Annotated in this window: 21 protein-coding genes; 17 read left to right on the top strand and 4 right to left on the bottom strand. The window is 65.3% G+C overall.

The window, feature by feature from the left end; translation table 11 throughout:
* From AC5JJ6_RS09045 to AC5JJ6_RS09115, 15 genes are all read left to right on the top strand, one after another.
* The coding region (locus tag AC5JJ6_RS09045) for a peptidylprolyl isomerase (RefSeq protein ID WP_496041718.1) at nt 1-466 on the top strand (466 nt) is incomplete at its 5' end.
* Between the two features lie 273 nt (nt 467-739).
* A complete protein-coding gene (xylF, locus tag AC5JJ6_RS09050; protein ID WP_496041719.1) occupies nt 740-1,786 on the top strand; it encodes a D-xylose ABC transporter substrate-binding protein in 1,047 nt (348 codons plus the stop codon).
* A 25-nt stretch (nt 1,787-1,811) separates the two neighbouring features.
* Nucleotides 1,812-3,044, top strand: a complete 1,233-nt coding sequence (locus AC5JJ6_RS09055) for a sugar ABC transporter permease (RefSeq protein ID WP_496041720.1) — start codon at nt 1,812-1,814, stop codon at nt 3,042-3,044.
* Nucleotides 3,045-3,134: 90 nt separating this feature from the next.
* A complete protein-coding gene (locus AC5JJ6_RS09060) occupies nt 3,135-3,929 on the top strand; it encodes an ATP-binding cassette domain-containing protein (RefSeq protein WP_496041721.1) in 795 nt (264 codons plus the stop codon).
* A 138-nt stretch (nt 3,930-4,067) separates the two neighbouring features.
* Nucleotides 4,068-4,250, top strand: coding sequence for a hypothetical protein (locus tag AC5JJ6_RS09065; protein ID WP_496041722.1), 183 nt, complete (start codon nt 4,068-4,070; stop codon nt 4,248-4,250).
* Nucleotides 4,251-4,515: 265 nt separating this feature from the next.
* Complete coding sequence (gene tatA / locus AC5JJ6_RS09070; RefSeq protein ID WP_044425601.1) at nt 4,516-4,728, top strand: twin-arginine translocase TatA/TatE family subunit; 213 nt, start codon at nt 4,516-4,518, stop codon at nt 4,726-4,728.
* A gap of 203 nt (nt 4,729-4,931) precedes the next feature.
* Nucleotides 4,932-5,933 (top strand): SPOR domain-containing protein, encoded by a 1,002-nt coding sequence (locus AC5JJ6_RS09075; RefSeq protein WP_496041723.1) that lies wholly within the window; start codon nt 4,932-4,934, stop codon nt 5,931-5,933.
* A gap of 133 nt (nt 5,934-6,066) precedes the next feature.
* Complete coding sequence (locus AC5JJ6_RS09080) at nt 6,067-6,438, top strand: response regulator transcription factor (RefSeq protein ID WP_496041724.1); 372 nt, start codon at nt 6,067-6,069, stop codon at nt 6,436-6,438.
* 24 nt (nt 6,439-6,462) lie between these two features.
* Nucleotides 6,463-8,565 (top strand): 3'-5' exonuclease, encoded by a 2,103-nt coding sequence (locus AC5JJ6_RS09085; RefSeq protein WP_496041725.1) that lies wholly within the window; start codon nt 6,463-6,465, stop codon nt 8,563-8,565.
* Complete coding sequence (locus tag AC5JJ6_RS09090) at nt 8,562-8,801, top strand: hypothetical protein (protein ID WP_496041726.1); 240 nt, start codon at nt 8,562-8,564, stop codon at nt 8,799-8,801. Before AC5JJ6_RS09085 ends, AC5JJ6_RS09090 begins: the two co-directional genes overlap by 4 nt.
* The gene (locus AC5JJ6_RS09095) at nt 8,801-11,587 is read left to right on the top strand and encodes an ATP-binding protein (protein WP_496041727.1); all 2,787 of its coding nucleotides are present in this window, start codon (nt 8,801-8,803) and stop codon (nt 11,585-11,587) included. The genes AC5JJ6_RS09090 and AC5JJ6_RS09095 overlap by 1 nt, the downstream gene beginning before the upstream one ends.
* Before the next feature lie 10 nt (nt 11,588-11,597).
* Nucleotides 11,598-12,347: a ZIP family metal transporter gene (locus AC5JJ6_RS09100; protein WP_496041728.1), complete on the top strand. Its 750-nt coding sequence runs from the start codon at nt 11,598-11,600 to the stop codon at nt 12,345-12,347.
* 68 nt (nt 12,348-12,415) lie between these two features.
* Nucleotides 12,416-12,619: a hypothetical protein gene (locus AC5JJ6_RS09105; protein WP_496041729.1), complete on the top strand. Its 204-nt coding sequence runs from the start codon at nt 12,416-12,418 to the stop codon at nt 12,617-12,619.
* Nucleotides 12,603-13,451, top strand: coding sequence for an alpha/beta fold hydrolase (locus AC5JJ6_RS09110; protein WP_496041730.1), 849 nt, complete (start codon nt 12,603-12,605; stop codon nt 13,449-13,451). Before AC5JJ6_RS09105 ends, AC5JJ6_RS09110 begins: the two co-directional genes overlap by 17 nt.
* Before the next feature lie 66 nt (nt 13,452-13,517).
* The gene (locus tag AC5JJ6_RS09115; RefSeq protein ID WP_496041731.1) at nt 13,518-14,444 is read left to right on the top strand and encodes a dihydrodipicolinate synthase family protein; all 927 of its coding nucleotides are present in this window, start codon (nt 13,518-13,520) and stop codon (nt 14,442-14,444) included.
* 65 nt (nt 14,445-14,509) lie between these two features.
* Here the strand turns inward: AC5JJ6_RS09115 and AC5JJ6_RS09120 are convergent, their stop codons facing one another.
* Nucleotides 14,510-14,941 (bottom strand): ArsC/Spx/MgsR family protein, encoded by a 432-nt coding sequence (locus AC5JJ6_RS09120; RefSeq protein ID WP_496041732.1) that lies wholly within the window; start codon nt 14,939-14,941, stop codon nt 14,510-14,512.
* Between the two features lie 206 nt (nt 14,942-15,147).
* Between AC5JJ6_RS09120 and AC5JJ6_RS09125 the strand changes: the two genes are divergently transcribed.
* Entirely contained in the window at nt 15,148-16,074 is a 927-nt protein-coding gene (locus AC5JJ6_RS09125) for a glycosyltransferase family 2 protein (protein WP_496041733.1), read from the top strand.
* 167 nt (nt 16,075-16,241) lie between these two features.
* The gene (locus tag AC5JJ6_RS09130; RefSeq protein ID WP_496041734.1) at nt 16,242-17,660 is read left to right on the top strand and encodes a SidA/IucD/PvdA family monooxygenase; all 1,419 of its coding nucleotides are present in this window, start codon (nt 16,242-16,244) and stop codon (nt 17,658-17,660) included.
* Nucleotides 17,661-17,681: 21 nt separating this feature from the next.
* Here AC5JJ6_RS09130 and AC5JJ6_RS09135 read toward each other — a convergent pair whose 3' ends face one another.
* The 3 genes from AC5JJ6_RS09135 to AC5JJ6_RS09145 all read right to left on the bottom strand — a co-directional run bounded on the left by AC5JJ6_RS09135 (nt 17,682) and on the right by AC5JJ6_RS09145 (nt 20,031).
* Nucleotides 17,682-18,920, bottom strand: a complete 1,239-nt coding sequence (locus AC5JJ6_RS09135; RefSeq protein ID WP_496041735.1) for a Zn-dependent hydrolase — start codon at nt 18,918-18,920, stop codon at nt 17,682-17,684.
* Between the two features lie 53 nt (nt 18,921-18,973).
* Nucleotides 18,974-19,519 carry an ankyrin repeat domain-containing protein gene (locus tag AC5JJ6_RS09140; RefSeq protein ID WP_496041736.1) on the bottom strand — a complete coding sequence of 182 codons (546 nt, stop codon included), beginning with the start codon at nt 19,517-19,519 and terminating at the stop codon, nt 18,974-18,976.
* 95 nt (nt 19,520-19,614) lie between these two features.
* Nucleotides 19,615-20,031, bottom strand: coding sequence for a peptidoglycan-binding domain-containing protein (locus tag AC5JJ6_RS09145; protein WP_496041737.1), 417 nt, complete (start codon nt 20,029-20,031; stop codon nt 19,615-19,617).
* Nucleotides 20,032-20,080 lie beyond the last annotated feature (49 nt).

The raw sequence follows: 20,080 nt of genomic DNA on the forward strand, positions 1-20,080 counted from the left end.
AAACACCCTGTATCTCGACCTGAAAGACGGCCGAGTCGTGATCGAGCTGAAGCCCGATCTGGCCCCCAACCACGTAGCACGGATCAAGGAACTGACCCGTCAGGGCTTCTACGATGGCCTCGTGTTCCATCGCGTGATCGACGGCTTCATGGCCCAGACCGGCGACCCGCAGGGTACCGGCATGGGCGGCTCGGGTCAGAAGCTGAAGGCCGAGTTCTCCAACTACAAGCACGTCCGGGGCACCACCTCGATGGCGCGCGCGCAGGACCCGAACAGCGCCGACAGCCAGTTCTACATCATGTTCGCCCCGGCCCCGCACCTCGACCGCCAGTACACCGTCTGGGGTCAGGTCGTCGAAGGCATGGACTTCGTCGACATGATCAAGAAGGGATCGCCGTCCCGTAACGGCTCGGTGACCGAGCCCGACCGCATCATCAAGATGCAGGTCGCCGCGGACGCCAAGTAAGGCTACGATCCGGTCCTTTCCGGCCCGGCACGCCCTCTCCCGTTACCGCGGGAGAGGGCGTTTTTCGTTAAAATGTCAGATTAAGGCCAAGCGCTCCGGTCAGCTCAATTGATTTGGCCAATGGGCCGTGGCATCGTTCCGCTGCGGCAATTCGAAGCAACGCTGGTTTGCCGCATCGTCTGGTGGCCCGGGCGAAGTCTCAAGGCGCTTCAGGAAACATGCCCAGGTACAAGCCGGGCCAACAAGAATGAACCTTTGGGGAGGCGGAACTCAATGATTCCCATCAAGCATGCCCTGGCAGGCCTGGGCGCCGTGCTGGCCATGACCGTCGCGACCGGCGCCATGGCACAGAAAACCGTCGTCGGGGTAAGCTGGTCCAATTTCCAGGAAGAGCGCTGGAAGACCGACGAGGCCGCGATCAAGGCGCGCTTGAGCGAGCTGGGCGCCGATTATATCAGCGCCGATGCCCAAAGCTCGCCGTCCAAGCAGCTTGCCGATGTGGAAAGCCTGATCTCACGCGGGGCGACGGCGCTGATCGTGCTGGCGCAGGACAACAACGCCATCATGCCGGCCATCGCCAAGGCGACCGCCGAGGGCATCCCCGTCGTCGGCTACGACCGCCTGATCGAAGCGCCGGGTGTCTTCTACCTGACCTTCGACAACAAGGAGGTCGGCCGCATCCAGGCCCGCCAGATCCTCAAGGTTCAGCCCAAGGGCAACTACGTCTTCATCAAGGGCAGCGCCGCCGATCCCAACGCCGATTTCCTCCATGCCGGACAGGTCGAGGTGCTGAAACCCTCGATCGACAAGGGCGACATCAAGGTGGTGGGCGAGCAGTACACCGACGGCTGGCTGCCCGAGAACGCCCAGCGGAACATGGAACAGATCCTGACCGCCAACAACAACAAGGTCGATGCGGTAGTGGCCTCCAACGACGGCACCGCCGGCGGCGCCATCGCGGCGCTTTCCGCACAGGGGCTTCAGGGAATTCCCGTTTCCGGCCAGGACGCCGATCAGGCCGCGCTCAACCGGGTGGCGCGCGGACTTCAAACCGTCAGCGTCTGGAAGGACGCGCGGGAACTGGGCAAGAACGCGGCGGAAATCGCTGTGGAGATGGCCAAGGGAACGGAGCCGGCGAAGATCAAGGGCGCCACCAAGTGGTCCGAAGGCGCCAAGCGCGTTCCGCTCGACGCCATCTTCCTGACGCCGGTTCCGATCACGCAGGACAACCTGAACCTGGTCGTCGACGCCGGCTGGGTGAAGAAGGACGTGGTCTGCCAGGGAGTCGACAAGGCCAAGGCTCCCAAGGCCTGCCAGTAGAAAGCCCGCCGGAGGATTCGCGAGAATGACGACCGCCGTTGAAACGCCGGGCGCCGCGCGGCCGCAGGGCGCCCGCGGCCTGATCGACGCGCTCGAGATCGACACCCGGCTGCTTGCGATGGCGGCGGCGCTGGTGGTGATCTGGGTGGGGCTGGACCTGCTGACCGGCGGCATCTTCCTGACCGCGCGCAATCTCTGGAACCTGTCGGTCCAGACCAGCGTCGTCGGCATCATGGCGACCGGCATGGTGCTGGTGATCGTGGCTCGTCACATCGACCTGTCGGTCGGCTCCGTGCTGGGGTTCGTCGGCATGGCGATGGCCGTGCTCCAGGTCGAGATCCTGCCGATCGGGACGTCCTGGAACTGGCTGCTGTCGCTGGTCCTGGGATTGGCGCTGGGAGCCGCGATCGGGGCTTTCCAGGGCTGGTGGGTGGCCTACCGCGCGGTCCCCGCCTTCATCGTGACGCTGGGCGGACTGCTGATCTTCCGGGGACTGGCATGGTGGATCACGGAAGGACGCACCGTCGCTCCGATGGACCCGAACTTCCAGCTTCTGGGCGGCGGCCTGGAGGGATCGATCGGCGAGTTCTGGAGCTGGGTGGTCGGGGCGCTGTTCATCGCCGCCGTCGTAATCAAGGCATTACGGACGCGCCAGCGGCGCAACCGCTACAACTTTCCGGTCCGCCCGCTTTGGGCGGAGGCGCTGGTCCTGGTCGTCTCGGTCGCGGTGATCGTCGGCTTCGTCCAGGTGATGAACTCGTACTATAGGCCGCGCACCCAGATCCCGCAGGGCATCCCGATCCCGGTGCTGATCCTGATCGTCGTCGCGGTCGGCATGTCGGCGCTGACCAAGGTGACGAAGTTCGGCCGGTACGTCTTCGCGATCGGCGGCAACCCGGAGGCGGCGGAGCTTGGCGGCATCAACGTCCGCAAGGTCACCGTGATGATCTTCGTGATGATGGGCGTGCTGTCGGCCATCGCCGGCGCGATCCAGACCGCCCGGCTGAACGCGGGCCTCAACTCCACCGGGTCGCTGTTGGAGCTGTCCGTCATCGCGGCGGCCGTGATCGGCGGGACTTCGCTGTCGGGCGGGGTCGGCACGATCGCCGGGGCCATCCTGGGCGCCTTGATCATGCAAAGCCTGCAAAGCGGCATGATCCTGCTGAACATCTCGACCCCGATGCAGCCAGTCGTGATCGGGTTGGTGCTGATATCGGCGGTCTGGCTGGATACCGTCTATCAGCGGCGGAGACGCTGATAGACGGTATCCCTGAGATTTCAATGGACTCGATGAGCCTGCCCTGGAATCAGGCTAGGCCGTCACGACAAGCGACCGGGGAGAAAACGAATGCCGGCTAGCAATCCGTCCAAGGGCGTTCCGCTCGTGGAGATGCGGGACATTTCGATCCAGTTCGGCGGCGTCAAGGCGGTGGACGGCGTGACCATCGACCTTTATCCCGGCGAGGTCGTCGGACTGCTCGGACACAACGGCGCCGGCAAGTCGACGCTTATCAAGATCCTGTCCGGCGCCTATCAGGCAAACTCCGGCGATATCCTGATCAACGGCGAGACGGTGGAGATCCGCAGCCCGCGCGACGCCAAGGCACTGGGGATCGAGACCATCTACCAGACGCTGGCGCTGGCCGACAACATCGACGCGCCGGGCAACCTGTTCCTTGGCCGGGAGTTGATGACGCCCTACGGGACCTTGGACGACGACGCGATGGAGCGCGCGACCCGCGACGTCATGGGCAGGCTCAACCCCAACTTCCGCAAGATCAAGGAGCCGGTCAAGAACCTGTCGGGTGGTCAGCGGCAGTCGGTCGCTATCGCCCGCGCCCTGCACTTCAACGCGAAGATCCTCATCATGGACGAGCCGACGGCGGCGCTGGGACCGCAGGAAACCCGTCAGGTCGCCGAGCTGATCAAGCAGTTGAAGAAGGAAGGTATCGGTATCTTCCTGATCAGCCACGACCTGCACGACGTCTTCGACCTGTCGGACCGGGTCAGCGTCATGAAGAACGGCAAGCTGGTCGGCACCTGCAATACATCCGACGTCACCAAGGACGAGGTCCTCGGCATGATCATCCTGGGCAAGCTGCCCGGTGAGCAGAGCCGCCAGGAGCTCGAGAGCATGCATTAGGCCAGCGATCGTCAAGGGATCCCTTGACGTTTTGTCAAATCCTTTTTGCTTTTCAACACTTGCCCTATGCCCCTATCGTTTTCCCAACCGCCCTGCAATCAGGCGATGGAAGAACGATCGACCAGGGGAAAATCACGCATGAACGGCAAGAATCAATCCGCCAGCATCTATACCGCAGTCCATAACAGCCGCATCATCTGCCGGGAGGTCGGTGCAAGGATCACCTACGAGGACCCGACGTTCTCGGTGGCGATGGGAATGGCTTATGTGCTGGATCAGCTTGTTTCGGATCGGGCGGCAAGGAACGTTCCACACAAATAGTTTCCGCCCAGCCAAACCCCTGACCATTTCATTAGCCTCGGACCCAGTCTACCCCTATCACCGGGCCTCGACTCGTCTTATAGTGCCCGCCGCAAGTCCTGTTTGCAGCGGGAGGGAGGTTGTCGGGGATGAGGGGTAAGGCCATGACACGGCGTGTTGCCGGTGTGGAGCCATCAACCCTTTCCATATCCGCTGCGGCTTACCACATCATCAAAAGCGCAACCGGACGCCGGTGCCAACGTCGTCACGGACTGGAGACAAGCATATGGGTTCGTTCAGCCTTTTCCACTGGATCATCGTCCTGGCAGCCGTCGTTCTGCTGTTTGGCACCAAGCGCATCCCCCAGGCCATGGGCGACATCGCCCGCGGGATGAAGCAGTTCCGCAACGGCCTGCGGGAAGAGGATACCCCGGAAGTCCAGGCGACACCGGTGGTCAAGCCGGCCGAACTGCCGCGCGATACGGTTCATCGCGCCTGAGTCTCGACCCCGCCGCGCGCCTTCGCGCGGCGGACGGACGGGATATCGAAGCGACAGGGATCACCGGGCGGCGCACCCTGCGCCGCCCGGTAAGTCTGTTTGTATTCACGCAACCTTAAGACCTGCGTGTCTATCTGCATCAGGCATACCCAGCCAGACGGAACCGGCTTGGAAGGCCTGTCGCTGAAGCCCGGACAAGAAAAATGAACCTGAAGTCCGTAGCCATGGCCACCGGCCTGGTCCTGACCTTTGCAGCCGGCGCCTGGCTCAGCACGATCATGCTGGCTCCTCCGCAAAGGCCGATCCGGGAAACGGCACAGGAACCGGCGCAGGTCCGGCCGCCTGCACAGGTGCGGCAACCGACGACACTGCCGGAATTGCCGGCTTCAGACTCGATCCTGCCGCCTCTTCCGCCGCTGCCGCAGACGACCGCGGCAACACCGCCGGCGCCGGTGCCGCCAACCGTCGCGCCGCCGGCCGACCCTCCCGTGGCCGAACCGCCCATGGTCGCCGCTGCGGAACCGGTACAGCCGCCAGCAGCCGGACAGGCAGAGCAGCAGCCAGATCCTTCGCCGCCGGCTTCCGAAGCGCCTCCCCCGCCGCCGCCCCTGCCGCCTCCGGTCGTGGAGTCGCTTCCGGCCATACCCGAGGCTCCTCCGGCTTTGGCGGAAGCTTCTCCACCAGTCGCCGCACCCGTTGCCGAAACGGCACAGGAACCGGAACCGCCGGCACCGGCGGTGCCGGCGATTTCACTGACGCCCCCATTGGACAAGCCCGGCGACGAGGACATCGACCCCGGGATTGCCGCGCTCAGCGCTCTGGTGACGCGAGCGCCCCTGGTTCCGGCGCCGTCCGCCCCGGTCCCTGCGCCGTCCGCCCCGGTCCCTGCGCCTCTGCATGATACCGCGCTTCAACCGCCTGCCAGGATGGCCGACCCTGTTCCGACAGCGGCGCCGGCTGTTCCCGGCCCTTATTTCACGATCCAGGTCGGCAGCTTCCAGGACCCGTCCAATGCGGCGAGCCTTCAGCGGAGTCTCGGGACAAAGGGTTGGGAAGCTTTCGTGGTCGATTGGACCAACGGCAGCGGACAGGTTTGGAAGGTTGTTCGCGTCGGGCGCTACCAGACCGAAGCACAGGCGGTGAATGCCTCAGCCGAACTGATGAGTGCGGCAAATCTTCGCGGTAATGTCATAAAGGTCCGATAAATCATAATTTTCTTGTGGTTTATGTTGATCGTGACATGGGGCGGCAGTTACATTCAATTCCATCGGTGTAGAGCACAACTAAAAATAAACAACCCTCTACCGGGAGGGTTGGACGCCGGAGGAAGCCCGTCCCATGACTCAGTCCATTCTGGTTGCCGACGACGAACCCAGCATCCTGTTATCGTTGCAGTTCCTGTTGCAGAAAGCCGGGTTCGAAGTTCGTCTCGCCCATAACGGCGAGGAAGTGCTCCAGGCGGTCGAGCAGTCCGCTCCCGACCTGCTGCTGCTCGACGCCATGATGCCGCAGCGCGACGGCTACGACGTCTGCCAGACGATCCGCGCCGATCCACGCTGGACGAGCCTGCCCATCATCATGCTGACCGCCAAGAGCCGGGACGTCGAGCGGCAGAAGGGCATGGCGCTCGGGGCCACCGACTATGTCACCAAACCATTTTCCACCCGAGATCTGGTCGCGACCGTGCGCAAGCACCTGACCGTTTCCTGACGCCGGAAGCGGAGACGAGACAAGATGGACGCACGCCGCAAGCTGGGCTCGCTTTTCCTATCGGTCGGCGGCGTCGCGGCGCTCGCGGTCGCAGCGCTGGCCGTGCTGCTGAGCAATGCCGGCACATCCGGCAATCCGCTGGTGACCTATGCCGTATTCGCGGCGGCGATCGTCGCCGCCGCCATCTTCGCCCTATGGCAGCTGGTCGACCGCTCCGTGCTGAAGGGATTGAACGCGCTGGCCGGAGAGACGCGCGTGATCGCGCACGGCACCGAGACGGCGCGCGTGCCGCTTGAGCGCTATGCCGCCCTTACCCCCCTGCCCCAAGCCATCAACGAGCTGGGAGAGAAGCTGGCGCTGGCGAAGACGGACATCGCCCGCGCGGTCGCATCCTCCACCGCCGAAGTCGAGGAACAGAAAAGCCGTCTTTCGACCCTGTTGCGCGACCTGCACGAAGGTGTCCTGGTCTGCAACCAGCATCATCAGATCCTGCTCTACAACCAAGCGGCGCTGACTCTGCTGCACCTGACCGGCGAGCTCGGCATCGGGCGCAGCTTGCTTCAGGTGATCACCAAGGCGCCCGTCCTGCACACGCTGGAACGGCTGACGCTGCGCGTCAAGGAAGGCCGGCACCACAGCCATCCACACGGCACGGCGGCCCAGTTCGTGGGCGCTACGACCGACGGCCGATACCTGCTGGAAGGCCGGATGAACCTGATCCTGCAGGAGGATGACGGCATCAACGGCTACGTCGTGACGTTCGAGGACGTAACGGCGGAACTGGCCGTGCTCGGCAAGCGCGACGCCGTGCTGCGCGCCGCGACGGAGGGCTTCCGCCAACCGATCGCCAACCTCCGCGCTGCGGTCGAGACGCTGACCGACAACCCCGATCTGGACCAGGATTCCCGGCAGGCGTTCGAGCAAGTGATCCTCAGCGAGTGCGGCGGTCTTTCCCAGCGGCTGGAGCGGATCACCGAGGACTACCGCAGCATCATCACCGGCGCGTGGCCGATGAACGACATCCACAGCGGCAACCTGATCAACCTGGTGATCACCCGGACGAACTCCAGCGGCGGACCGAAAGTCATCCTTACCGGCTTGCCGCAGTGGCTGCACGCCGACAGCTACAGCCTCGTCGTGATGCTGGACCACCTGGTCCAGCGCCTGGGCGAGGTCACGGGCGTCCGAAGCTTCGACATGTCGGCCGAGGCCGGCGACCCCTGGGTCTACGTCGATATCTCCTGGGAAGGCTCGCCTGTCGCGTCTTCCGTCATCGACAGGTGGATGGAGCAGCCCTTGCCGGACGCGCTCGGCGGCCTGACCGTCAGCGACGTGCTGCAGCACCACCGCAGCGAGCTATGGTGCGAAACCACCCGACCCGGCCATGCCCGTATGCGGGTGCCGGTGCCACCTTCCGAACAGCTCCACGGGCATACCAACCACATCGCTCCTTCGGCGCGCCCGGACTTCTTCGACTTTTCCCTGCTGCACCAGCCGATCGCCACGGCCGAACTCGGCCGGACGCCGCTCGACCGTCTGAGTTTCGTCGTGTTCGACACCGAAACCACCGGGCTGCGCCCGTCGGACGGCGACGAGATCATCCAGATCGCCGGCGTCCGGATCGTCAACGGGCGAATCCTGACGGGCGAGACCTTCAGCCAGCTCGTCGATCCCGGACGCCCGATACCGCCGGAGTCCATCCAGTTCCACGGCGTCACCGACGACATGGTGCGGGACAAGCCCAAGGCCTCGGTCGTGCTGCCGCTGTTCCACTCCTTCGTCAGCGGATCGGTGCTGGTCGCCCACAACGCGGCCTTCGACCTCAAGTTCCTGAAGATGAAGGAGAAGGTCAGCGGCGTTAAGTTCGACAACCCTGTGCTCGACACGATGCTGCTGTCGCGCCAGCTTCAGGGCGAGAACGCCGATCATACGCTGGACGGCATCGCGAAGCGGCTGGGCATCCAGGTGGTCGATCGTCACACCGCCCTCGGCGACAGCCTGCTGACGGCGGCGATCTTCCTGCGCTTCGTCGACATGCTGCGCGACCAGGGCTTCGTCACGCTGGACGACGCGATCCGCAGCGCCAACATCCTGGTCGAACTTCACGCTCGGGAACGGGCGTTTTGACCGGGCGGCGCGACAGACCGCCTCGCGGCGACCGTCTGATCGCGCTGTTCCTGCTCGCCTTGGTGCTGTTCAACCCGCCGCTGCTCCAGGCATTCGGCGCTCCCGGTTTCCTGTTCGGCTGGCCGGCGCTGATGCTCTATATCTTCGGCGTCTGGCTGGCCGTCATCGCCCTGCTGGCCCTGGCGGTAGAGCGTCAGCCGCGAGACGAGCGGCCCGCCGACGAAGGACAAGGCTGATGCCCGCATCGCTCGTCGCCGCCGCGTCGTTCGCCTACCTGTTCATGCTGTTCGCCATCGCCTGGGGGGCCGACCGGCTGGCCGACAGGGGACGGAGCGTGATCGCGACGCCCTACGTCTATGCGCTGTCGCTGGGCGTCTTCTGTACCACCTGGACCTTCTATGGCAGCGTCGGCAGGGCGTCGACCCTGGGGATCGGCTTTCTTCCGGTCTATCTCGGACCTACCCTGGTCATGACGCTGGGTTATGTGGTCATCGCCAAGATCCTGCGGATCGCCAAACGCCAGCGTAGCACCTCCATCGCCGATTTCATCGCGGCGCGCTACGGCAAGAGCCACCTGCTGGGCGGCATGGTCGCCGCCATCGCGGTGTTCGGCGTGACGCCCTACATAGCGCTTCAGTTGAAGGCGGTATCCATCAGCTTCGACCTGCTGGCCGGGACAGACCCGACCGGGCTGGGAACGGGGCCCCATGCGGCGATCCTGGGGGACAAGGCGTTCTACGTGGCCCTGCTGATGGCCGCCTTCGCCATCGTCTTCGGCACGCGGAGCATCGATGCCGCCGAACACCATCAGGGCATGGTCGCCGCCGTCGCCTTCGAAAGCGTCGTCAAGCTGCTGTCGTTCCTGGCGGTCGGGGTCATGGTCGTCTGGGGCATCCATGACGGCTTCGCCGACCTTTTCGAACGCACGGCGGCCAGCCCCGCCGTCGCCCGGCTGCTGACGGCCGAACCGGCGCTGGGCGACGGAAGCTGGATCACCGTCACGCTGCTGTCGATGGCCGCCATCGTCTGCCTGCCCCGCCAGTTCCAGCTGATGATCGTGGAGAACGTCCGGGAGGCGCATCTGCGCCGGGCGCTGTGGCTGTTTCCGCTCTACATGCTGCTGATCAACCTGTTCGTGCTGCCGGTCGCGGTCGCCGGCCTGATGCTCTTCCCCGCCGGCTCCGTCGATCCCGACATGTTCGTCCTGGCGCTGCCGCTGTCGCAGGGCTGGAAAGCCCTTGCGCTGTTCGCCTTCGTCGGCGGGCTGTCGGCGGCGACCAGCATGATCATCGTCGAGACGGTGGCGCTGAGCACGATGGTCTCGAACGATCTGGTCATCCCGGCGCTGCTTCGCCTCAACCTGCTGAAGCTGGACCGCCACCCCGACCTGACCCGGCTCCTGCTGACGATCCGGCGGACCGCCATCCTGACGATCCTGCTGATGGGCTACGGCTATTTCCGGTTCGCCGGCAGCGCCTATGCCCTGGGTGCCATCGGTCTGATCTCCTTCGCCGCCGTGGCGCAATTCGCACCTGCCCTGATCGGAGGCATCTTCTGGAGCGGCGGAACGCGGCGGGGCGCCCTGTCAGGGTTGATCGCGGGAATTTCGGCCTGGACCTATACGCTCCTGCTGCCGTCGTTCGCCCGCTCCGGCTGGCTCGACCCCGGCTTCCTGTCCGACGGTCCCGGCGGCATGGAGCTGCTGCGGCCCTATGCCCTGTTCGGCCTGCAAAGCCTGGACCCGCTGTCGCACGCGCTGTTCTGGAGCATGGCGCTGAACGTCGGGCTCTACGTCGCGGTTTCGCTGTTCGACCGGCCCAGCGTGGGCGAGCGGGTCCAGGCGAACGCCTTCGTCGACGTGTTCCGGATGACGGAGCGGGCGACCGCAGCCTCGTCTTCCTGGCGCGGCAGCACGACGGTGGGCGAGCTCATAGCGCTGGTCGGCCGGTTTCTGGGACCTCAGCGGGCGGAGCAGGCCTTTGCCGGGCTGGCGCGCGGCGGTTCGGTGGACCTGCGGCGCGATCGTCAGGCAACGGCGGAACTGGTGCGCTTCGGCGAGCGGCTGATGGCGGGCGCCATCGGCGCGGCATCGGCGCGGGTGGCGCTCGCCTCGGCCGTCAGGGGCGGCGAGGTCACCATGCCCGAACTGCTGAGGATGCTGGACGAGACAAGCCAGGTGCTCGAATACAGCCGCCAGCTCGAACAGAAATCGGCCGAACTGGAGCGCACCTCGATCGCGCTGCGCGCGGCGAACGAGAAGCTGCTGGAGCTGGACCGGCTGAAGGACGACTTCCTGTCAACCGTGACGCACGAGCTGCGGACGCCGCTGACCTCCATTCGCGCCTTCGCGGAGATCCTGCACGACAATCCCGATATCGAGCCGGATCAGGCGCGCGAGTTCCTTCACCTGATCATCAAGGAGAGCGAGCGGCTGACCCGCCTGATCAATCAGGTCCTGGACATGGCGAAGATCGAGGCGGGCGAGATCGACTGGAACATCGAGACGGTCGATCTGGGAGAAATCGTCCGCGAAGCAACCGCGACCACCGCGCAGGTGTTCAAGGACAAGGGGATCGCGCTCGAAGCGCACATCCCCGATACGGTGCCAAGCGTGCGGGGCGATCATGACAGGCTTACACAGGTCGCGATGAACCTTCTGTCCAATGCGGCCAAGTTCACCCCCGGCGGTTCCGGTCGGGTCGTCGTCCGCGTCGAGCACGCCGGCGACGGCGTGAAGGTCACCGTCAGCGACAACGGCCCCGGAATAACGCACAAGGATGCGGAGATCGTGTTCGACAAGTTCCGTCAGGTCGGCAACACGATGACGGACAAGCCGCAGGGAACCGGCCTTGGGCTGGCCATCTGCAAGCGCATCGTGGAGCATCTGGGGGGCCGTATCTGGGTCGAAAGCTCTCCCGGCCACGGCGCCACATTCGCCTTCGTCATTCCCGCCGACGGCACCATATCCAGTCCCGCCGCCGCACCGAACGGTGCTTACCTCCCGGCCAACGCCGACGATTGACGGATAACGCGTGTCGATACTGCTTACCGGCTTTTTAGCCAGCCTCGCGGCGGGCACCGCCACCGGCCTTGGAGCCGTTCCCCTGCTGCTGGTGCGCAGCGTTTCCAAACGCATACAGAACGCGCTGCTCGGCTTCGCCGCCGGGGTGATGCTGGCTGCGTCCTTCTTCTCCCTGATCCTTCCGGCGCTAGAGACCGGCGCCGGACCGGCGGTGGTCGGAGCCGGCATCCTGCTGGGTGCTACCTGCCTGTGGGCGCTGGACCTGCTGATGCCGCACGAACATTTCGAAAATGGCCGCCGGGGACCGCAGGCGGACAGCTTGCGCCGGATCTGGCTGTTCGTCATCGCCATCACGCTGCATAACATCCCCGAAGGGTTGGCGGTCGGCGTCGGGTTCGGGACCGGCGACACCGCTACCGGCTATCCCCTGGCTTTCGGCATCGGGCTTCAGAACATGCCGGAGGGACTGGCCGTGGCGGTGGCACTGTACGGCGTCGGCTACAGCCGCCCCAAGGCGGTGGGCATCGCCCTGGCGACCGGGCTGGTCGAGCCGCTGGGCGCCCTGGTCGGCGTCATAGCCGTCTCCATGGCGGCACCGCTGCTGCCCTGGGGTCTGGCCTTCGCGGCCGGAGCCATGATCTTCGTCGTCAGCAACGAGATCATTCCGGAAACGCATCGCGCGGGACTGGAGAAAGCGGCCAGCGTCGGCCTGATGCTGGGCTTCGTCATCATGCTGTACCTGGACGTATCGCTGAGTTGATGAGCGACGCCGGGGACAATCCGGGCTGAACGGTGTTTCTCCTGGGTGACCCAGATGGAGAAACACCGATGCCCGAGAACGAAAGCCCGGTTGCCGGCACGCCGAAGACGCCGCGTATCCCCCGTCCGCCGTCCCGCGAGGAGCTGGAGGAAATCAGCGAAGCGCAGTCCATGATCACCGACGACTGGACCGGCGAAGGCGGCACGCCCGACAGCAAGCCTGCCGGCAAGCCCGACAACGCCAGCCGGCCGGACGATGATCAGAAGCGGTAATGGCGGCCGCCGGCTGGCGGCCATCGACGAGGGTCCGACTGACGGTCCTCTCGTCATCCTGCTCCACGGCTTTCCCGAATTCTCATATGCCTGGCGTAATCAGGTCGGTCCGCTGGTGGACGATGGATGGCGCGTCCTGGTGCCGGACCAGATCGGCTACAATCTGAGCGACAAGCCCGTCGGGCTGGAGAACTACGATATCGACGCGTTGGCCGACGACGTTCTGCAGCTGGCCGAGTCGGCGGGATACCGCACGTTCTCGCTGGTCGGCCACGACTGGGGCGGCATCGTCGCGTGGTGGCTGGCGTTGCGCGATCCGGACCGGATCGAGCGGCTGGCGATTCTCAACGCGCCGCACCCGGCCACCATGACCCGCTACGCCATGACCCATCCGACCCAGATGCTGCGGAGCTGGTACATCCTGTTCTTCCAGATCCCCGGCGTGCCCGAAGCGCTGCTCCGGGCCGGCGGCTACCGCATGGCGCGGCGTCTGCTGACCGGCACCAGCCGGGGCGATGCCTTCAGCAGGCACGATCTGGATCATTACCAGGAGGCTTGGTCGCGTCCGGGCGCCCTGACCGCCATGATCAACTGGTACCGGGCGCTGCGGAAACGCCGCAAGCTGCGTTCGGAGCGGGTGCGGGTGCCCACGATGATCCTGTGGGGAGAGCGGGACGCGGCTCTGGAATTTCCGCTTGCTCTGGCGGCGCTGCGCAGGTGCGACCAGGGCCGGCTGTTCCGTTTCCCCAATGCCACTCACTGGTTGCAGCACGAGGAGCCGGAGGACGTCAACCATCTGCTCCGGGCATTCCTGTCATCCTCTCCACTCTAAGGACTTTCGCGACCGCCCGGCGATGCGTAAGCTGCGGCCCAAACGAGAGGGACCGGAGGAACAATCATGACCGAGAAGCTTAACGAACATGTCCGCGGCGTCTACATCATCGCCGCGACGCCGTTCGAGGACGACGGCGCGCTGGATCTGGCGAGCACCGACCGCATGGTCGACTTCTATCTGGAGTCCGGCGTCAACGGCATGACGATCCTGGGCATCATGGGGGAGGCTCCCAAGCTGACCCCGGATGAACAGCAGAGCTTCATGAAGCGGGTGTTCGCCAGGACAGCCGGCAAGATCCCGGTCATCGTCGGCGTCAGCAATCCCGGCACCAACAACCTCGCGGCCTTCGCCCACTCGGCCATGGATGCCGGTGCCGCCGGCGTCATGATAGCACCGCTCGGCGGACTGAAGACCGAGGAGCAGGTCGTCAACTACTTCGCCGAGACGTTGCGCATCCTCGGCGCCGACGTGCCTGTCGTGTTCCAGGATTTTCCGCAGGTGACGGGGGTGCCGGTATCGGTATCGACGCTGCGGCGGGTTTTCGACGACCACCCGCAGATCGTGATGCTGAAGCACGAGGAGGCGCCGGGACTTCGGAAGCTGACCCAGATCCGGGCATGGCCGGACCAGGGCGGCAGACGCATCAGCATCCTTGTCGGCAACGGCGGCCTGCACCTGCCGCAGGAACTCCGCCGCGGCGCCGACGGCGCCATGACGGGCTTCGCCTATCCGGAAATGCTGGTTGAGGTCTGCCGGCGCTTCTTCGACGGCGATGCCGAGGGTGCCGAAGACCTGTTCGACGTCTACCTGCCGGTCGTCCGGCACGAACAGCAGGCCGGCGTCGGGCTTGCGATCCGCAAGGAGATCCTGCGCCGGCGCGGCGTCATCGGGTCGGCGACGGTACGGGCGCCGGGACCGAAGCTGAACCGCGACGACCATGTCGAGCTTGACGGCTTGATGGCTCGACTGGATGCGCGCCTGCGACGCTGATGCGACGGGCCCGGACCGGCTTCGCCATACCGGCGAGAGCCGATCCGGGAAACGCCTCGCAAGCGTCAGTGGTGATGATGGCCGTGGCCATGGTCGCAACGGCCCTGGGCGTGCTTGTCCTCGCAGGACAGTCCGTCGGAAACCGGAACGAGGCTGATCCAGGAGTTCAGGCTGGTCGGATCGAAACCGACGGCGCGCTTGTCGCCGACCTGGATCAGCGGACGCCGGATCAGTTCGGGGTCGGCGATCATGGCGGCCAGGGCCGCAGTCTCGTCCAGTTCGGCCGGGAAGATGGTCTTGCCGCGAACGGCGGGAGCGAAGCGGTTGAACCAGTCCTCGACCGGGCGGTCCTCGAACCAGGGCCGCAGGGTTTCCGGCGTCCAGGGCTCCGACAACAGGTCGCGGGCGACGACGGTGTGGCCAGCGGCTTCGAGCTGGGCCTTCTGCTTCGAGTTGGCAGGGTCGTTAAACTTTTGGAAAAACAGAACTTCGGCCATGGGGCGGATCTCCGGGCATGAATGACGCCGCGTCATTTTGCACTGCGGGATACCGGGCCGCCCCAGGACCATGCGTCGCACCTCGGCCGCCTCGAACGGGCCGAGGCCGGGCCGGAGACAAAAAAGCGCCTCTTGCATATCGCGGCAGAGCCGTTGCTGTTGAGGAAGCCTCCCAGGTATCGACATCCGATGCATCGAGGTTTCCCATGATCAGCGTCATAATGCCGGCCTACAATTCGGAAGACTTCGTCGCCGCCGCCATAGACAGCGTCCTGAGCCAGACCTTCCCCGATTTCGAACTCATCGTCTCGGACGACGGATCGAGCGACGGCACCCTGGAGATTGCGCGCTCCTATGCCGCCCGTGACGGCCGCATCCGCGTGCTTTCGGGTGAGAACGTCGGGGCGCCGGAAAACGGCAACCGCTGCCTGCGGGCAGCGACGCGCCCCTGGGTGGCCCGCATGGACGCCGACGACATTTCACTTCCCGATCGGTTCGCCCGGCTCGTCGCCGCCGCGCGCGAAAATCCGGACGTGGTGCTGTGGGGAGGCCGCGCGATCACGATCGACCGCTGGGGCCGGCGGATGCACCGAATCCAGAGCGGCCCCCAGTCGCCGGAGGAGTTCCGGGACTTCCGCGCGAGGGGCAAGGTCATCTATGTCATCAGCCCGACCTGCCTGTTCCGCCGCGATCTGGCACTGGAACTGGGCGGCTACAATTCGGCCATGGACGGGGCGGACGATGTCGAGCTGATGAACAGCCTGGCGGAGCGTGGTCCCGTCCGAACGATCCCGCACGACCTGGCCCTGTACCGGGTCCATGGCAGCAGCATCAGTTCGACCCGATATGGATTACAGGAGCGGGTATTCGCCTTCCTGTCGGCGCGGAACCTGGCGCGCCTGCAAGGCCGCGATCTGACGATCGACGAATACCAGCGCTCCCTGGACGAGCAGCCGGTCCTGCGGCGTCTTGTCCGGAGCCTTGGCGGCTTCGGCAGGAACAGCTATCGGAGCACCGCCGTGCATCTGGCGGAACGGCGATACGTCAAGGCGACGATTTCCGCGGGACTGGCGATAGCCTGCAACCCGCTGCATGCGCTGAACCGGACCAGGAACCGTATGCTATCGAACTGATCAGACCGGCTTTTACCCTGGCGCGCATAAGGGCATCTGCCGAACCTATGTTCATATACCAGGATGTTCAGTCTCCGTGCGGCGGTTCGACCAGTTGACTGGACTAAGATATCTCATAATTTTGGGAGGGAACGATAAGATTTATAATATATGCCGGAGAATAGATTTTGAGCAGCCTTCGCGATCTGGAGACGCGCATCGCACGTGACTTGTCCCTTACGGACTATCCGGCCCGCTCCTGGGTCCCGGCACGCCGATACCGGGACGAGCCGGTGCTCGATGTCCTGATCGTCGGGGCCGGTCAGGGAGGGCTGGCCGTAACCTTTCACCTGCTGCGCGAGCGTGTCGGCAACGTCATGCTGATCGACCAGCGGAAGCAAGGCGAGGAAGGTCCCTGGACGAACTTCGCCCGCATGGTGACCTTGAGGACTCCCAAATATCTGACGGGCCCGGACCTTGGGATTCCCAGTCTGACACCCCAGGCGTGGTACGAGGCGAAATACGGTGCGGAAGCCTGGGACAGGCTGGACAGGATACCTCGCGAAACCTGGCACGATTACATCGGATGGTATCGCAGCGTGCTCAAGCTGCCGGTCCGGAACGAGATCCGGCTGACCCGGATCGTACCGGTCGACGACCTGTTCGAGGTCACGCTGATGCCGACGAACGGGGAAGCCGAAGAAACCCGCTATGTCCGGAAGGTGGTGCTTGCGACCGGTACGGAAGGCAGCGGGCGCTGGTCGATCCCTCCGCTGGTCGAGGAGAACCTGCCGCGCGACCGCTATGCCCACACGGCCCAAACACTCGATTTCAACGATCTGGCAGGCAAGAAGATCGGTGTGCTGGGAGCCGGCGCGTCGGCCTTCGACAATGCCGCCACGGCCTTGGAGCACGGGGCGGCCGAGGTCTCGCTGTTCGCCCGGCGCCAGTCGATCCCGGCGATCAATCCTTTCCGCTGGATGGAGTTCAGCGGCTTCCTGCATCACTTCGCCGACCTGGACGACGCCCAGCGCTGGGAAGCGATGGTCAAGGTCTACTCGTTCAACCAGCCGCCGCCGCGCGATACGCTGGACCGGGTGCGCCGCTTCCCCAACTTCCGCCTGCACTTGGGATCGCCCTGGATCGACGCGGGAGTGGAGGCCGGGCGGGTCTGGGCGAAAACCCCGGAGGACCGCCACGAGTTCGACTTCGTGCTCGTCTGCACCGGGACCGAAGTCGATCTGGCGTGCCGTCCGGAGCTTGCCGGATTCAGCCAGCACATAGCGCTTTGGCGCGACCGCTACACGCCGCCGCCCGAACTGGCGCATCCGAAACTGACGGCGCACCCGTATCTGGGTTCCGCCTTCCAGTTCATCGAGAAGGTGCCGGGAACTGCGCCGTTCCTGAAGAACCTGCATAACTTCACGTTCGGCGCGACTCCGTCCATGGGATTGTCCGGCGCATCGATCAGCGGGATGAAGTTCGGCGTGCCCCGGCTGGTGCAGGGCATCACGCGCGACCTTTTCCGCGCCGACGCGGCCATCCATCAGGCCAGCCTTGCCGCCTACGACATGCGGGAACTGGTGGACGATCCCTGGGCATCGTGAGCCGCGCCGGGCGCCAGCGCTTTAGGAATTGGCGAGAATGACCAGCGCTTCCGCCAGCACGCGGGCGCCGGACGCCAGGTCTTCGGGCTTGGCGTTCTCCGCCTCGTTATGGCTGATGCCCTTTTCGCAGGGCACGAAGATCATGCCGCTGGGGCAGACCTCCTGAAGGAACTTGGCGTCGTGCAGGGCGCCGGAGGGAAGATCCAGGGTGCGAACGCCGACCAGATCTGCCGCCTTCCTCATCGCCGCGATGACATTGGCGTCGAAGTCGGCGGGCAGGCTATGGAAAGTTTCCGTTATCGTGACCGAGCAGGGTCCGACATGGGCGCGGCAGACGGCATCCACCTGATCCCCCAGCCGCTTCAGGGTGGATGCCTCCGGATGGCGGAAATCGATGGTGAAGAAGACCCGGCCGGGGATCGTGTTGGGCGATCCTGGCGAAACCTCGAACCGGCCGACGGTGAAGCGCACCCGGTCTTCTTCGTCGAACATCAGGCGCTCCAGTGCCGCGACCATGCTGATGGCTGCCGACAGGGCGTCGCGGCGGTTGCGGCGCGGGGTGGTCCCGGCATGCGCCTCGTCACCATGGACTTCGATCGCGAACCAGCGCGACCCCTGGATGCCCGTCACGATGCCGACCGGTACGCCGGCCTCCTCCAGCTTCGGCCCCTGCTCGATATGGCATTCGAGGAAGGCGGCGACCGGGAAACCCAAGGGACGCATCGGCATGCCGCGTTCGGTGGACAGGACAGCCGCCAGCGCATCGCGCGCGGTGATGCCGTCGCGGTCTACCGCTTCAAGATGCTGTTCCAGGGGAACGGCGCCCGTGAACGCGGAGGATCCGGAACATCCGGGCTGGAAGCGCGAGCCTTCCTCGTTGGTCCAGGACACGACCTCGATCGGGTGACGGGTGGCGATGCCGGCCTCGTGGATAGCCTGAAGCGCTTCGAAAGCAGCCAGCACGCCGTAGGCGCCGTCGAACTTGCCGCCGGTCGGCTGGGTATCCAGATGGGAACCGGCCATGACGGGAGGCAGGGTGCCGTCGCTGCCGGGACGATGGATGAACAGGTTCCCGATGGGATCGGTCTCTACCGAGAATCCGAGTTCTTCCGCCCAGCGCGCCAGAAGGCTGCGCGACTGTGCGTCGCCTTGCGAAAGGGCGGGACGATTGACACCGCCATTCGGCAGGGCGCCGATCTGGGCCATGGCCATGTGGCGCTTCCAAAGGCGGCCCTGATCGATGGGAATGAGGGTGGTCATGGTCGGTAGGCCTTGAAGTGAAGTCGATGGTGGAGATCGGTTCGAGGGAAATTTCAGTCCCGCTGCGGAGCCGGGGGATGTCCGCGTTCGGACGCCCGGGCAAGCTGGGCCGGCGTATCCGACGCGTTCATGATCCGCGCCGCCATCAGCGCGGTGTGGCCGGAGGCGTCCTGCTTGTCGATGTCGGCGCCGCGCTCGATCAGCAGATCGACGATCTCGGTCCGGTTGAACATGGCGGCGGTCATCAGGGCGGTCCGTCCGCCGTCGACCGCGCCATCGACGTCGGCGCCGTTGTCGAGCAGGATTCCGATGACCTCGATGTCGCCCTTGAAAGCGGCGGCGGCGAGCGGGGTCTGGCCGCGGTCGTTCGCCATCTCGGGATCGGCGCCATACTCCAGCAGCAGCTTCACGACTTCGGGGTGACCGTTATAGGCGGCGATCATCAGGAGGCTGTCGCCCCTCTCGTTGCGCAGGTTGGCCGGCAGTCCTCGGACCAGATACTCGCGGAACTCCTCGGCCCGTCCTCCCCGTACCAGTTGGAAGACCTGCTGGAGGAACGCCAGCGTCTCGTCGTCGATTTTCGGTTGCTGATTTTGCATGTAAATCTCCCGCTTCGCCTGCGAGGAGAAGAACGGATCAAATGGAGCTTCGGCAGCACAGCTATCGGCGATCCTGAACCGGCCTTGGGAGTGGCTCAGCGCGCGGCGGCACGCAGGGCCTCCAGCAGCCTCAACTGCGGCTCCGGCGTCAACTCGACACCGTGCGCTTCACCGAACGACATGATGGCGGTGCGGGTCTTCGGCCCGATCAATCCGTCCGCCGGACCCGGATCGTAGCCGGCGGACTTGAGAAGCGTCTGCACTTCCCTCATCTCGCCACGTGTCAGGGTGCGGGAAAGATCCGGGGCGGCAGGCTGGGCCGTGACGGCCGGTGCAGCAGGTGCGGGTGCCGGAGCGGCAATGGGCGCTGGTTTCGGTGCGGGTGCCGAGGCTACCGGGCGGGGCGGGCGGCTGATGATGGGGTTGTTCAGTGCCGCCATGTAGAACAAACCGAACAGCGCGGTGGTAAGCAGACCGATGATCAGCGCCGGCGCCATGGCGATACGAGGCATCCCGTTTCCCATCCCAGGAAAATGAAAGCGGGCAAGTCCGATTGCCATA

Source organism: Skermanella sp. (assembly GCF_059503625.1).

Bases quoted from the DNA above. Each gene is read 5' to 3' on its own strand.
- AC5JJ6_RS09120 (WP_496041732.1), bottom strand. From the start codon at position 14,941: ATGGCCGAAGTTCTGTTTTTCCAAAAGTTTAACGACCCTGCCAACTCG.
- AC5JJ6_RS09055 (WP_496041720.1), top strand. From the start codon at position 1,812: ATGACGACCGCCGTTGAAACGCCGGGCGCCGCGCGGCCGCAGGGCGCC.
- AC5JJ6_RS09075 (WP_496041723.1), top strand. From the start codon at position 4,932: ATGAACCTGAAGTCCGTAGCCATGGCCACCGGCCTGGTCCTGACCTTT.
- AC5JJ6_RS09135 (WP_496041735.1), bottom strand. From the start codon at position 18,920: ATGACCACCCTCATTCCCATCGATCAGGGCCGCCTTTGGAAGCGCCAC.
- AC5JJ6_RS09105 (WP_496041729.1), top strand. From the start codon at position 12,416: ATGCCCGAGAACGAAAGCCCGGTTGCCGGCACGCCGAAGACGCCGCGT.
- AC5JJ6_RS09115 (WP_496041731.1), top strand. From the start codon at position 13,518: ATGACCGAGAAGCTTAACGAACATGTCCGCGGCGTCTACATCATCGCC.
- tatA (WP_044425601.1), top strand. From the start codon at position 4,516: ATGGGTTCGTTCAGCCTTTTCCACTGGATCATCGTCCTGGCAGCCGTC.
- AC5JJ6_RS09110 (WP_496041730.1), top strand. From the start codon at position 12,603: ATGATCAGAAGCGGTAATGGCGGCCGCCGGCTGGCGGCCATCGACGAG.
- AC5JJ6_RS09095 (WP_496041727.1), top strand. From the start codon at position 8,801: ATGCCCGCATCGCTCGTCGCCGCCGCGTCGTTCGCCTACCTGTTCATG.
- AC5JJ6_RS09140 (WP_496041736.1), bottom strand. From the start codon at position 19,519: ATGCAAAATCAGCAACCGAAAATCGACGACGAGACGCTGGCGTTCCTC.
- xylF (WP_496041719.1), top strand. From the start codon at position 740: ATGATTCCCATCAAGCATGCCCTGGCAGGCCTGGGCGCCGTGCTGGCC.
- AC5JJ6_RS09085 (WP_496041725.1), top strand. From the start codon at position 6,463: ATGGACGCACGCCGCAAGCTGGGCTCGCTTTTCCTATCGGTCGGCGGC.
- AC5JJ6_RS09065 (WP_496041722.1), top strand. From the start codon at position 4,068: ATGAACGGCAAGAATCAATCCGCCAGCATCTATACCGCAGTCCATAAC.
- AC5JJ6_RS09080 (WP_496041724.1), top strand. From the start codon at position 6,067: ATGACTCAGTCCATTCTGGTTGCCGACGACGAACCCAGCATCCTGTTA.
- AC5JJ6_RS09060 (WP_496041721.1), top strand. From the start codon at position 3,135: ATGCCGGCTAGCAATCCGTCCAAGGGCGTTCCGCTCGTGGAGATGCGG.
- AC5JJ6_RS09145 (WP_496041737.1), bottom strand. From the start codon at position 20,031: ATGCCTCGTATCGCCATGGCGCCGGCGCTGATCATCGGTCTGCTTACC.
- AC5JJ6_RS09125 (WP_496041733.1), top strand. From the start codon at position 15,148: ATGATCAGCGTCATAATGCCGGCCTACAATTCGGAAGACTTCGTCGCC.